Annotated in this window: 14 protein-coding genes; 5 read left to right on the top strand and 9 right to left on the bottom strand. The window is 44.2% G+C overall.

Annotation, left to right across the window (positions count from 1 at the left end; genetic code table 11):
• Nucleotides 1-37: 37 nt before the first annotated feature.
• From OCU87_RS02920 to OCU87_RS02910, 3 genes are all read right to left on the bottom strand, one after another.
• Nucleotides 38-739 (bottom strand): LipL32 family surface lipoprotein, encoded by a 702-nt coding sequence (locus OCU87_RS02920; RefSeq protein WP_189337882.1) that lies wholly within the window; start codon nt 737-739, stop codon nt 38-40.
• Nucleotides 740-1,060: 321 nt separating this feature from the next.
• The gene (gene tyrA / locus OCU87_RS02915) at nt 1,061-2,188 is read right to left on the bottom strand and encodes a bifunctional chorismate mutase/prephenate dehydrogenase (protein ID WP_062688035.1); all 1,128 of its coding nucleotides are present in this window, start codon (nt 2,186-2,188) and stop codon (nt 1,061-1,063) included.
• A 17-nt stretch (nt 2,189-2,205) separates the two neighbouring features.
• Nucleotides 2,206-3,276, bottom strand: coding sequence for a 3-deoxy-7-phosphoheptulonate synthase (locus tag OCU87_RS02910; RefSeq protein ID WP_062688034.1), 1,071 nt, complete (start codon nt 3,274-3,276; stop codon nt 2,206-2,208).
• A 214-nt stretch (nt 3,277-3,490) separates the two neighbouring features.
• On the opposite strand from OCU87_RS02910, the gene OCU87_RS02905 reads away from it, so the two are divergent.
• Nucleotides 3,491-5,233 carry a sensor histidine kinase gene (locus tag OCU87_RS02905; RefSeq protein WP_261857801.1) on the top strand — a complete coding sequence of 581 codons (1,743 nt, stop codon included), beginning with the start codon at nt 3,491-3,493 and terminating at the stop codon, nt 5,231-5,233.
• Nucleotides 5,226-5,939, top strand: coding sequence for a two-component system response regulator BtsR (btsR, locus tag OCU87_RS02900; protein WP_261857800.1), 714 nt, complete (start codon nt 5,226-5,228; stop codon nt 5,937-5,939). The genes OCU87_RS02905 and btsR overlap by 8 nt, the downstream gene beginning before the upstream one ends.
• A gap of 31 nt (nt 5,940-5,970) precedes the next feature.
• Here btsR and OCU87_RS02895 read toward each other — a convergent pair whose 3' ends face one another.
• The gene (locus tag OCU87_RS02895) at nt 5,971-6,351 is read right to left on the bottom strand and encodes a DUF2799 domain-containing protein (protein ID WP_241148773.1); all 381 of its coding nucleotides are present in this window, start codon (nt 6,349-6,351) and stop codon (nt 5,971-5,973) included.
• Between the two features lie 285 nt (nt 6,352-6,636).
• Between OCU87_RS02895 and OCU87_RS02890 the strand changes: the two genes are divergently transcribed.
• Nucleotides 6,637-8,115 carry a carbon starvation CstA family protein gene (locus OCU87_RS02890; protein ID WP_261857799.1) on the top strand — a complete coding sequence of 493 codons (1,479 nt, stop codon included), beginning with the start codon at nt 6,637-6,639 and terminating at the stop codon, nt 8,113-8,115.
• 157 nt (nt 8,116-8,272) lie between these two features.
• On the top strand, nt 8,273-8,824 hold the full coding sequence (locus tag OCU87_RS02885) for a porin family protein (protein WP_261857798.1): 552 nt from the start codon (nt 8,273-8,275) through the stop codon (nt 8,822-8,824).
• 100 nt (nt 8,825-8,924) lie between these two features.
• Here OCU87_RS02885 and rplS read toward each other — a convergent pair whose 3' ends face one another.
• The 5 genes from rplS to ffh form a co-directional block, all read right to left on the bottom strand.
• Nucleotides 8,925-9,278 (bottom strand): 50S ribosomal protein L19, encoded by a 354-nt coding sequence (gene rplS, locus OCU87_RS02880; protein WP_062688029.1) that lies wholly within the window; start codon nt 9,276-9,278, stop codon nt 8,925-8,927.
• A 36-nt stretch (nt 9,279-9,314) separates the two neighbouring features.
• Entirely contained in the window at nt 9,315-10,061 is a 747-nt protein-coding gene (trmD, locus tag OCU87_RS02875; RefSeq protein WP_062688028.1) for a tRNA (guanosine(37)-N1)-methyltransferase TrmD, read from the bottom strand.
• Between the two features lie 21 nt (nt 10,062-10,082).
• Nucleotides 10,083-10,616 (bottom strand): ribosome maturation factor RimM, encoded by a 534-nt coding sequence (gene rimM, locus OCU87_RS02870; RefSeq protein ID WP_062688027.1) that lies wholly within the window; start codon nt 10,614-10,616, stop codon nt 10,083-10,085.
• Nucleotides 10,617-10,647: 31 nt separating this feature from the next.
• Nucleotides 10,648-10,899, bottom strand: a complete 252-nt coding sequence (gene rpsP / locus OCU87_RS02865) for a 30S ribosomal protein S16 (protein ID WP_048900827.1) — start codon at nt 10,897-10,899, stop codon at nt 10,648-10,650.
• Between the two features lie 159 nt (nt 10,900-11,058).
• Nucleotides 11,059-12,426, bottom strand: coding sequence for a signal recognition particle protein (ffh, locus tag OCU87_RS02860; RefSeq protein WP_062688026.1), 1,368 nt, complete (start codon nt 12,424-12,426; stop codon nt 11,059-11,061).
• Between the two features lie 211 nt (nt 12,427-12,637).
• On the opposite strand from ffh, the gene OCU87_RS02855 reads away from it, so the two are divergent.
• Nucleotides 12,638-13,435 (top strand): cytochrome C assembly family protein, encoded by a 798-nt coding sequence (locus OCU87_RS02855; RefSeq protein WP_261857797.1) that lies wholly within the window; start codon nt 12,638-12,640, stop codon nt 13,433-13,435.
• The last annotated feature ends 19 nt before the right edge of the window (nt 13,436-13,454 follow it).

Genomic DNA, 13,454 nt, shown 5'->3' with positions numbered 1-13,454 from the left:
CACTGATGCCAATGGTAATTACTGAGAAGATAACAATTTAGTTAACCATTTTATGCAGTTCAGACAATGAGGTTGCCATTTTCACACCCGGTACATTGGTACCAACCGTTGCAACAAATGAACCACTGACATTCCCTTTTTTAAAGGTGGTAAATGCAACACGGTACAAACCTCGCGTTAGGGCTTTTTCTGGTTTATTTACCTGTGTTTCAATGCGAACTAAGGAATTGTATTTAGCATGGCGCTCTTCTTCATAAGTGTCATCGCCATCATCATCATTATCTAATACGCTAAAGACCTTCTTGGCATTTTTGATTTTATCGGGTGAGAACACGCTCATACGCTCCACTCGGATCCAAGTATCAAACCATTTATCCGCATCTTTCTTGAGCTTTTTCTCAAAGCCTTTTTGAACGAAATCATCACTCGTTGGTTCAGCTAAATCCCCCACAGGTGAAATCATACGCACACCCAATTCATCCAATGCAGCAGGCACCCACACATACAAGTAGTACGCATCTTTCCCTTTAATTTTTGCTGATGGCTTTGAGCTTTTATCAATATAACCAAAGTAGTTAACGCTATTTGCATAAGGTACTGAAATTTGAGCAATCCCCAAACCTTCGGTTCGACTGGACGTTAAGCTGGGTAAACCATCCCCTGTTAAGCTACCAAAACTAAACGCCATCGCCGATGAGCTAGACAAGATTAACGCGCCAACTAACATTTTTAATTTCATTCTCGAATCCATATTATTACCCCTCTCCTAATATCTTAATATCTGTAGTTGAAGCAAATAACAGGGAGAGATTAGGTATAAACATCCATTTAATTAGAGTGTTAGCATAAATAATATCGAGCAAATTCATATTGCGCAGTAAAATTAAAACGCTCTCACTCGCAAACAATGTTTGTGAGTGATTACTCGGTTACGTTTTTATTGGAAGTTAGCGCAAACGCAGGGAGAAAGGAATTGTGCAATTTTGGAATACTCGAGCAAGAAGCTTTACAGAATACAGGCGAAAATGAATAACCACTCTCGCCTGAATAATGTTGTGGTTTATGATCTGTGGGTCGAATCATTCGCTTGGCGCAATAACCCTTGGCTTTCCGTTAAGAAGTGCTGGGCGTAATCACCAAACCAATTTTCAACTTGGTCAAAGGCTTGAGTGAATGCGGCCTTATCTTGGCTTTCAAGCATGGTAATCGCTTCGCCAAAACGTTGATGGAAGCGTTTAATCATCGCCAAGTTTTGCGGGGCAGACATTATGATATCGGCATACAGCTGTGCATCCTGCGCGAATAGTCGCCCAACCATTGCAAGCTCTAAACGATAAATCGGTGAGCTTAGCGAAAGCAATTGGTCTAATCGTGGATCTTCTTCGGCAAGGTGTACCCCATAGACAAATGAAGTGAAGTGACGCAACGCTTGGATCAACGTCATGCCCTGATCATGTTCAATCGCACTGATCCGGTTTAAGCTCGCACCCCAAATTTGGAACTGCTCTAATAGCCACTGGTAATGCTCTGGGTTACGCCCATCACAGTACACAATCACTTGCTTTGCAAGACTTGGAATATCAGGGCCAAACATTGGGTGCAAACCAATAACCGGTCCTTTATGTACTTCAAGCATGGCTTGTAACGGACCACTTTTTATCGAGGTTAAATCCGCTAAGATACAATCTGCAGGTAAATTGCCTAACTTGGCAATCACTTGTTCGGTAACGTTGATTGGCACCGAAACCACAACCATACCTGCATCCGCTAAAATTTCATCTGCCTGATCCCATTCATCACTACCTAGCTTACGTACTTGGTAACCCGACAGTTCAAATAAACGACAGAACAATCCACCCAGTTGACCATGACCACCTACCACGACAATCGGGCGCAGATCAGGCTTGAGGCATTTGAAGCCAGAGTCATTTTCACTGGAGTATGATTCACGCATGGTACGGCGCAAAATATCTTCAATCAGATCAGGTGGTACCCCTTTGCTTTCGGCTTCTTCACGACGAGAAGCTAGCATTGCCGCTTCACGATCGGGGGCGTAAATAGGTAACCCATGCTGACTTTTTACGTGACCAACATCTTCCACTAATGACAGACGGCGGGCTAATAGCTCAACCATCTGGCGATCAACCTCATCGATTTGATCTCTTAATTTGCTCAGTTCCGCGACCATGACTCTGCTTTCCGTACTTATTGATTACGTTCTTGTAAAAAAGGGACTAGTTCTTTATGCGCATGACGTAGAAGTGACTCGGTATCATCCCAATTAATGCAGGCATCGGTAATTGACACACCGTAAGCCATTTCGTTACGTGCTAGGTCTGCACTTTGGTTACCTTCATTGATGTGGCTTTCCAGCATCAAACCAATGATTGATTGGTTACCTTCGCGAATTTGGTGAATGACATCTTCAGCAACTAAAGGCTGACGACGGTAGTCTTTGCGCGAGTTTGCATGGCTACAGTCTACCATCAGAGACGGAGATAGGCCTGCAGCACTCATCTCGTTTTCACACTCAGTCACAGAGACAGAATCATAATTTGTTTGTTTACCACCACGGAGGATCACATGACCATCCGGGTTACCTTGGGTATTTAGCAAAGCAACCTGTCCTTGGCGGTTGATCCCCATAAAGCGGTGACCTGAAGCTGCAGCTTGCATCGCGTTAATTGCAGTACCGAGGCTACCATCGGTACCATTTTTAAAGCCAACAGGCATAGATAAACCACTTGCCATTTCACGGTGTGTTTGTGATTCAGTCGTACGAGCACCAATGGCTGCCCAGCTAAATAAATCACCAATGTACTGCGGGCTGATTGGGTCTAAGGCTTCGGTTGCTAATGGAATACCCATTTCAACCAAATCAATCAATAGCTGACGCGCAATGTGGAGACCTTCTTCAACCTCAAAAGAGCCATCTAAATGTGGGTCATTGATCAAACCTTTCCAGCCCACCGTGGTACGAGGTTTCTCAAAGTACACACGCATTACGATGTAAAGCTGATCGTCGAGTTGCTCAGAAAGCTGCTTCAACTTTTTCGCGTACGTTTTTGCAGCTTCAACATCGTGAATAGAACATGGGCCACACACCACCAGTAAACGATGATCGCGTTTATGAATAATGTCGGCAATGGTTTGACGAGATTGTTGAATAAAGCCAAAAGCAGATTCACTAACAGGCAACTTATCCTTGAGTTGATCAGGCGTGATCAATACTTGTTCATCTTGAATGTGAATATTATTGAGTTGGTCTTTTTGCATGTTGGCTTCCCTGTAAAATCTGTCTCAGTCTTTTTATGCTAGCAGAATCTTTTCTGCTTCATGTTAAGAGTCACATTAACAAGCCTTTTCCTCCCATTGCAACAGGGTGTAAACAATATTTACCATTCGTAAATTTAAATTTACACGCAATAAATATTGGGGTTATCCCTCAAAGCTGGTTACCATATTGCTAATCACCGTCATAGGCCGCCTCATGGAACTGATTTTCTCGCTTTTGCAACAACTCAGTGTGTATTTAGTTATTGCTTACCTCCTGAGTAAAACACCATTATTCATGCCCATCACGACTATTTCTGGGCGGTTATCGCAACGGTTTTCCTGCTACATTTTGTTTTCTTTGTTCTGTATTTTAGGTACTTACTTTGGTTTAAACATCGACGATGCAATAGCCAACACTCGCGCTATTGGGGCCGTAATGGGCGGATTACTAGGCGGCCCGATCGTCGGATTTGCAGTGGGGCTCACGGGCGGAATGCACCGCTATTCTATGGGTGGGTTTACTGATGTCGCCTGCGCTATCTCGACGACCATGGAAGGAGTCATGGGCGGGTTGCTGCACCTATATTTAGTTCGTTCAGGTCAAGTTGAACAACTTTTTAAGCCTTTTATCGTCTTTATTATTACGCTTTTTGCTGAAATCATGCAGATGTTGATTATTCTGGTGGTCGCTAAACCATTTGATCAAGCCCTACATTTAGTCAGCGCTATCGCCTTGCCGATGGTAATTGCGAATTCACTGGGTGCCGCTCTGTTTATGAGTATTATCCAAGACCGTAAAACCATATACGAAAAATACTCTGCTGCCTTTTCTAGCCGAGCACTCAAAATTGCACAACGCTCGGTTGGGATTTTGAGCCAAGGCTTCAATAAAGAAACATCTAAAAAAATTGCTCAGATTGTTTACGAAGAAACCGAGGTTGGCGCTGTAGCCATTACTGATAGAGAAAAGATTCTCGCGTTTATCGGCATAGGTGACGACCACCATTTACCGGACACCCCCATTTCATCAGGCTATACCCGCCGCGCTATTGATAGCTGTGAACTGGTGTATGCCGACGGTTACGACATCCCTTATTGCTGCTCACTCCATGAGAAATGTCGGTTAGGCTCCGCTTTAGTGATCCCGCTAATTGGTGGTAATAATGAAGTACTAGGCACCATAAAATTATACGAACCCAAGCGAAAGCTATTCTCGACCGTTAATCTGACGCTGGGTGAAGGCATAGCCAAATTACTCTCAAACCAAATTTTGACCGGACGTTATATTCAGCAACAGACCTTGTTAACACAAGCAGAGTTGCGCTTGCTACAAGCACAAGTGAATCCCCATTTTTTATTTAATGCACTCAATACCATCAATGCCGTTGTACGCCGTGATCCCGATAAAGCCCGTCAGCTTATCCAGCACTTATCGCAATTTTTCCGTCGTAACTTAAAACAAAACATCGAAACGGTAACACTCAAAGAAGAGCTTCAACATATTCATGCCTATTTAGAGATTGAACTGGCTCGTTTTTCTGATCGCCTAAATGTACAGGTTGATGTGCCAGAGGTTTTACTCACTCTTAAGCTGCCCACCTTTACCTTGCAACCTTTAGTGGAAAACGCCATCAAACACGGTACTTCAACCCTATTAGAGAATGGTATTATTCATATTCGCGGCGCCGTTCATGATCAGACGATCACACTCGTTGTCGCTGATAATGCAGGCTGCTACCAACCTGTAGGTGAAGAAAGTGGGCTTGGTATGAAGATTGTCGACAAACGCCTTAAAAATATGTTCGGTAAACAATATGGCGTTAGCATGAAATGCCAGCCGAACGAATCGACAGAAGCCGTCATCACTTTACCCGCAGCGCTACTTACCAATACAGCGCCGCTCAACCAACAGTTAAAATTACAATCAGCCTCAACGGAGAAACCCTCACATGATTAAAGCACTGGTGATAGATGATGAATTATATGCCCGTGAAGAGCTGATCGATTTACTGACTGAAAGTGGTGAAATAGAGGTGATTGATGAGTGCCCTAATGCAATTGAGGGACTGAAAAAAATCAATACTCTAAAACCTGATGTGATTTTTTTGGATATTCAAATGCCGCAAATCACAGGGATTGAAATGCTGAGCATGCTCGACCCCGACACTATGCCTAAAGTCGTATTTGTCACCGCATATGATGAATTCGCCCTCAAAGCCTTTGAAGATAATGCCTTTGATTATTTACTCAAACCCGTTGAGAACGACCGCTTACGAAAAACCATCAAGCGCCTTAAACGTGAATGTGCGATTCAAGACTACTCGCCAATAACCAATGACATGCTTGAATTGATCCCGTGCTGCGGTCATAACCGTATTATTTTGCTACGCCCAAATGAGATTGAAACCGCTTTTTCTGATCTCTCGGGGGTACATGTGATCACCCCAAATACCCAAGCGACGACGCAACTCACCCTAAAAGTGCTCGAAGAAAAAACACCGCTGATCCGTTGCCATCGCCAATATCTGATCCACCCGCAAGCGATCAGGGAAATCAAATTACTTGAAAATGGTTTAGCTGAAATCACCACGTTACATGGTTCACAAGTCCCCGTGAGCCGCCGTTACCTCAAAGAACTCAAAGACAGATATGGGCTCAGCTAAGCTCGTTATGACCTTTGCTTACAGGCAAAGGTCAGTAACCAGCCATACCATCCGATGACATGCTGCGATCAAACCCTTGCTTCCAATACACTTGATACAGGCCCTCGCCTTCGCGGCGAAATTCGCAAACACCCCAGTCCATTTTCATTTCCATGCCCATTTGACGTAACTGTTCCAGTGAGCAATAAGACTCCAACCCTTTCTGATACCCCTTAAGGTAAGTATCGTAATCAAGATTAACAATGTCGTTTACTTCAGAAACTGTCTTTTGAAGAACAGCCTCCGCAACTGGATTTTCTCCTCGTCGCCCTTTATTAAATCCAAGCTGAGACCAGTTTTCATCAGTTATTAACGACTGTGTAGAAATGGTCGTAGAGCATCCACCCAATAATGAAATTAATATAATTGTCACACTGATCGCCTTCAACATAACTTTCCCCACCGATAACAATGACCAATTTACAATAGGTTAAAATACTTAACCAAGACTGAATTCTCTGTCGCAATTATGGACTTACCTCGCAAAGATAAAATCTATCTACCGACAAACGAGCACTCAACTAAAACCACTCAATCAACTCACCGACCACTGACCTCGCTATACAACCACTCACTGGTTTATTCAGTGCATCTCTGCTCTAGATTCGTAAGATGGCACGATAAGCACTCCCCCAAACAAACACAGCGAGAAAACAAAATGACTTGGTTCTTACTCTGCGTTGCCGCACTGATAGGTGGATATTTCATCTACGGAGCATTCATTGAAAAAGTTTTTGGCATTAACGAAAAACGCCAAACGCCTGCATATACCAAAACGGATGGTGTTGACTATGTACCGATGTCGACAAAGAAAGTCTACCTAGTACAACTACTCAATATCGCAGGTGTTGGCCCAATTTTTGGTCCAATTATGGGTGCCTTATACGGCCCTGCAGCCATGCTTTGGATTGTATTAGGCTGTATTTTTGCCGGTGCAGTGCATGACTATTTTTCAGGGATGCTATCGGTACGTAATGGCGGTGCATCAGTGCCAACATTAACTGGTCGCTACTTAGGCAACGGTGCAAAACACTTTATGAACATTTTTGCTATCGTACTGTTGCTGCTTGTGGGTGTGGTCTTTGTATCTGCGCCAGCAGGTATGATAACGAATCTAGTTAACGAACAAACTAGCATGAACTTGTCGATGACAACCATGGTCGTGATTATCTTTGCTTATTACATCATCGCGACAATCGTGCCAGTTGATAAAATCATTGGTCGTTTCTATCCGCTATTTGGCGCTCTACTGATATTCATGTCAGTTGGTCTGATTACTGCTATCGCCGTATCCAGTGAGCATTCACTACTTGGCGATTACGAAATGAGTCAGATGTTCACCAATATGAACCCAAATGACTTACCACTTTGGCCTGCGTTATTTATCACTATCGCCTGTGGTGCAATCTCGGGCTTCCACGCAACCCAGTCACCATTGATGGCGCGCTGTATGGAAAATGAAAAGAATGGACGTTTTGTTTTCTACGGCGCAATGATTGGTGAAGGTGTAATTGCCCTGATCTGGTGTGCTCTTGCCTTGTCTTTCTTCGGTTCAGTGGAATCATTAGCAGAAGCCGTGAAAACCGGTGGCCCAGGTAGTGTCGTTTATGATTCATCTATCGGCCTGCTCGGTGTCGTCGGTGGTGTGGTAGCTTTCCTTGGTGTCGTGATCCTACCAATTACATCTGGGGATACGGCGTTCCGCTCTAGCCGCTTGATCCTTGCTGAATACTTCAACATGGAACAAAAAACACTACGTAATCGTCTTCTAATGGCGCTACCACTATTCGTCTTGGGTGGTGTGCTAACTCAAGTTGACTTCGGTATCATCTGGCGTTACTTCGGCTTTGCTAACCAATCAACAGCCGTAATGATGTTATGGACAGCATCTGCTTACCTACTTCGTCATAACAAACTGCACTGGGTCGCGACTATCCCAGCTATCTTTATGACAACCGTATGTATCACCTTTATCCTAAGTAATGCGCAACTGGGCTTTGGCTTACCAATGACGCTGTCCACCATTGTTGGCATCGTAAGTAGCCTAGCAGTTACGGTCATCGTTATTAAAAAATCAAAAGGCAAAGGCGAAACTGACCTTGCAGATGAAGATGATGGCAAACTAGAAACTGTGTAGCACCTTTATTCCCCCGTTCCCCTAACGATCAAGGCCAGCTTTCGAGCTGGCTTTTTTATGTCATTTCTTCCTATTACCCAGCCTTTCCTGTATTTTTGACTCATTCAAAAATCACATAACACTCAGTTTTTTACTGAGCATTATTAATGCATAGGCTATGACTTTACTCTCTTCTCGATCTTGCATCGCACTGCTGTGTAGCACCATAAGTTTTTCCGCTTCGGCTTACTACCCAAACCAAGTCTATGTACATACGGGTTATGGTAATTTTAGTACAGGCGAGCAACAAGACGACAGCTGGATCACTCAGCTTGGTTATAGCTATGCATTAACCCCTGGGATGGCGATTGAAGTCGCTTCATTTCTTAATATCGCTGATGATGACAATATAAAAAGTAATGCGACATCACAGCCCGTGAATGCAGATTATCGAGGTGGAATACTGGCTCTACGTGGTGAAGTACCGGTCATGAATCGTTTTTATGCCTACGGAAAGTTTGGCGCGGCTTACACACACGTTAAATACGAACAGTGGCAGGATGGCAATAATCAACAAGAAACCCTTCAAGGTGTTCGTCCCTACCTCGCCTTTGGTATTAAAGCCCCCCTCAGTCATAATTTATTGATTGGGTTAGAAACCCAGTACATCGTTCTGCCTCAAGAAGCTCGACTGAATACGCTTACCTTAGGTCTGCATTTTACTTATTAAGCTATAAGCAAATGAAGTTGATTACGGTATGCTCTATATTGCAGACAAAAAAAAGCCCACCATAAGGTGGGCTTTTTCGATAAACGTCTTACACGTTCGATTACTTGCGAGCAAGTTTCTCTTTGATACGAGCCGCTTTACCTGAACGCTCACGTAGGTAGTACAGTTTGGCACGACGTACTAGACCACGACGCTTAACAGTAATGCTGTCAACGATTGGAGAGTGAGTTTGGAACGCACGCTCAACGCCTTCACCGTTCGAGATTTTACGAACTGTGAATGCAGAATGTAGACCACGGTTACGCTTAGCGATAACCACGCCTTCGAACGCCTGTAGACGCTCACGGTCACCTTCTTTTACTTTAACCTGAACAACAACAGTGTCGCCAGGTGCAAAAGTAGGTAGGTCTTGTTTTAGTTGCTCGTCTTCGAGCTGCTTGATGATGTTACTCATTGGTGTATACCCTAGAATAAACTGATACTAAATTAATTAAATGCTTGCTCTATGTTCACGGATAAACTCCGCGAGCAAGAATTCCTGATCGTCAGTCAGAGCTAGGTTTTCCAGGAGCTCTGGTCTTCTTAGCCAAGTTCGGCCCAACGATTGCTTTAATCGCCAGCGACTAATGTCCTTGTGATTTCCTGACAGTAATACTTTTGGTACTTCCTGCCCATCCAACATTTCCGGACGAGTATAATGTGGGCAATCTAACAAGCCATTTGCAAAAGAATCTTCTTCTGCTGACGCAAAGTCTCCCAGCACGCCCGGAACAAACCGGACAACTGCATCAACTAACGTCATGGCAGGCAATTCGCCCCCAGTTAGCACAAAATCCCCGATAGACCATTCTTCGTCCACCTCTTGTTGGATAATGCGCTCATCTACCCCTTCGTAGCGCCCACAAATAAGAATCAGGTTCTCATTCTGAGCTAACTCCTCAACACCAGCTTGATCAAGCTTACGGCCCTGAGGTGATAGATAAATGACTTTAGCCTGACCTTCAACGGACTGTTTGGCAGTATGAATGGCATCGCGCAAAGGCTGTACCATCATTAACATACCGGGTCCGCCACCATATGGTCGATCATCAACCGTACGATGTTTGTCATGTGTAAAATCGCGGGGATTCCACGTTTCTACTGACAAAAGGCCTTTTTTTACCGCCTGGCCTGTCACCCCATAATTGGTAATGGCATTAAACATGTCAGGGAAAAGGCTGATTATGCCTACCTTCATTTGTTCACCTATTACCGGGGATTAGAATCCAGGATCCCAGTCAACTTCGATCCGCTGAGCAGTGCGATCAATCGACTTGATGACCTGCTCATCGAGGAACGGGATTAAGCGTTCCTTCTGTCCAAAAGCATCCTTTAGATTAGCCTTAACTACTAATACGTCGTTTGAACCTGTTTCCAGGATGTCAGTTACTTTACCTAGGTCGTAACCTTCAGTAGTGAAAACAGACATGCCAAACAACTCGCGCCAGTAGAATTCTTCATCCGACAACGCAGGTAGCTGACCTGCAGGTACAGTTACTTCAGCATTAGTGAACACTTGGGCATCCTCGCGAATATCCAAACCTTCAAGCTTAGCAACCAACCCTTGGCCATGGCGCTTCCACGATTCAACGCGAAGCTCTTTCCACTCGCCTTTCACTTTTACAAGCCAAGGCGCGTAAGAAAAAATGCTTTCAGACTGTTCTGTATAGGAAAAAACTTTGAGCCAACCCTTGATACCATAGGTGGCACCTAGTTTACCGACTACAATGTGGTCTTGGTTTTTTAAACTCATCGTTTATCTTCTACCCAGATTTAAAGACTAATTAAGCTGCTGCTTTCGCTGCATCTTTGATTAGTTTAGCTGCGCGGTCAGATACTGTTGCACCTTGACCAACCCAGTGGTTTACGCGATCTAGATCAAGACGTAGACGCTCTTCTTGGCCCTTAGCAACAGGGTTGAAGAAACCGATACGTTCGATGTTACGACCGTCGCGTGCGCAACGTGAATCAGCAACTACGATGTGATAGAAAGGACGCTTCTTAGCGCCGTGACGAGCCAAACGAATGGTAACCATATCGTCCTCTTTGCATTACTGTGAATAAAAATTGCCCCCGCTGAAACAACGGGGGCCGTGCCAAATTAAGCTCGGGAATTTTACTCTTTAAACTGACGAATGCAACTTCTTTAGCTAATTTTTCACCAGTTAACGAAAATATCCCGTTTTTAATGTTTATTATCGGCCAGGGAACATGCCGCCACCGGGCATCATGCCTTTCATTTGGCGCATCATGTTCTTCATGCCACCCTTCTGCATTTTCTTCATCATCTTCTGCATTTGGGTAAATTGTTTAAGCAGACGGTTCACATCTTGCACTTGGGTACCTGAACCCGCCGCAATACGCTTCTTACGCGAACCTTTAATTAACTCTGGACGCTCACGCTCACCTTTCGTCATTGAATTGATGATAGCTTCCATCTGATTAAACATTTTGTCGTTAACCTGATCTTTCATATTGTCAGGTAACTGAGACATGCCCGGCATTTTGTCTAGCATGCCCATCATGCCGCCCATGTTCTTCATTTGTTTCAGCTGGCTTAAGAAGTCTTCTAAGTCGAAGCCTTTCTTCTCTTTAAACTTCTGCGCCAGTTTTTCAGCCTGATCTTTATCAACATTACGCTCTAGGTCTTCAATCAGTGACAGTACGTCACCCATACCTAAAATACGTGATGCCACACGATCGGGGTGGAACGGTTCTAGTGCGTCGGTTTTTTCACCCACACCCAAGAATTTAACCGGTTTACCCGTAATATGACGAACAGACAGTGCCGCACCACCACGTGCATCACCATCAACCTTGGTTAAGATCACACCCGTTAGTGGTAAGGTATCGTTGAAGGCTTTTGCTGTGTTCGCCGCATCTTGACCTGTCATGGCATCAACCACAAACAAGGTTTCAACTGGGTTGGCAGCAGCATGAACGTCTTTGATCTCGTCCATCATCTCTTCGTCGACGTGCAAGCGACCTGCGGTATCGACAATCAAGACATCGTAAAATTTAAGCTTAGCGTGTGCGACAGCATCAGTAACGATGTCGACAGGCTTTTGATCTGCTGTAGAAGGGAAGAAATCGATGCCAATATCAGATGCTAGGGTTTGCAACTGTTTGATCGCGGCTGGGCGATAAACATCGGCAGACACCACCAATACTTTCTTTTTATTACGCTCTTTTAATAGCTTACCTAGTTTACCAGCACTGGTTGTTTTACCCGCACCTTGTAAACCTGCCATTAAAATAACTGCTGGTGGCTGCGCAGCAAGATCAAGCTCTTCGTTTGATTCACCCATTACCGCTTCAAGCTCAGCTTGAACGATCTTGATGAATTCTTGGCCTGGCGTTAGGCTTTTAGATACTTCTGTACCTACCGCACGCTCTTTTACACGCTTAACAAAATCACGAACAACCGGAAGCGCAACGTCCGCTTCAAGTAACGCCATACGTACTTCACGCAGCGTATCTTTGATATTGTCGTCGGTCAGACGGCCACGGCCGCTGATATTTTTAAGCGTTTTGGATAAACGCTCCGATAAATTCTCGAACATGTGCTACTCGCTCGTTTCGCAACAAAACTTTTATACCCATAGAAAGATTAACAATTAAAACCGCTAAATCCGCTCTCTAATGGGCATAATTCTAAAAAATTACCGCTAGTATACCGCAATCCTGCGCCTGCTTTCATGTAGCAATGGCGACTCTGTGTTCAGCAAGGTATAATTGCGACCTCTAACCATCTTAGATAGTTACGCTTTTACTATGGATATGTTGATTGCCATTACGGCAGCTTGCTTCTATTTACTGGCTTTAGGCCTTGTTATTCCGGGCCTAACCAATAGCGATGGCATAAAAACCAAACCTGTTTTTATTGCTGCTTTGGCAGCAATAACGTTACATATCTTACTATTAAAAGATTTAATTCTTGGTGGTGTCGGCCAGAATCTGAGTATTCTAAACGTTGCTTCGCTGATCAGTTTCATTATCGCGACCTTAACAACCTTCGCCACGCTAAAAATGCGCGTGTGGTTCCTGTTACCTGTCGTTTACTGCTTTGCCGCAATTAACTTAACAGCCGCCACCTTATTGCCGGGCTCTTTTATTACCCATTTAGAAGGCCACCCGCAAGTTTTACTGCATATTTCTCTGGCGTTGTTCTCATATTCTACGTTAATGATCGCCACTTTATATGCCATCCAGTTAGCGTGGCTCGATCACAAGCTTAAAACTAAAAAGAGTTTGCTGATCAATCCTAACATCCCCCCTTTAATGATGGTGGAACGTCAGCTTTTCAAGATCATTTTAGTGGGTAATTCTCTTCTTACCATTACATTGGTCACTGGCTTTATCTTTATTCAAGATATGCTAGCCCAAGGTAAAATGCATAAAGCCTTGTTATCACTGATGGCTTGGGGTGTTTATAGCATTCTTTTATGGGGTCACTACCATAAAGGCTGGCGTGGACGCCGCGTTGTATGGTTTAGCTTAGTGGGGGCGTTTTTACTCACCCTTGCTTATTTTGGTAGTCGTTTCGTCAAGGAGATCATTATCGGCGGTTAATAAAACACCACTTTGATCA

Source organism: Photobacterium sanguinicancri (genome assembly GCF_024346675.1).
Taxonomy (GTDB): domain Bacteria; phylum Pseudomonadota; class Gammaproteobacteria; order Enterobacterales; family Vibrionaceae; genus Photobacterium; species Photobacterium sanguinicancri.
This window is presented reverse-complemented; position numbering and strand designations above follow the sequence as displayed.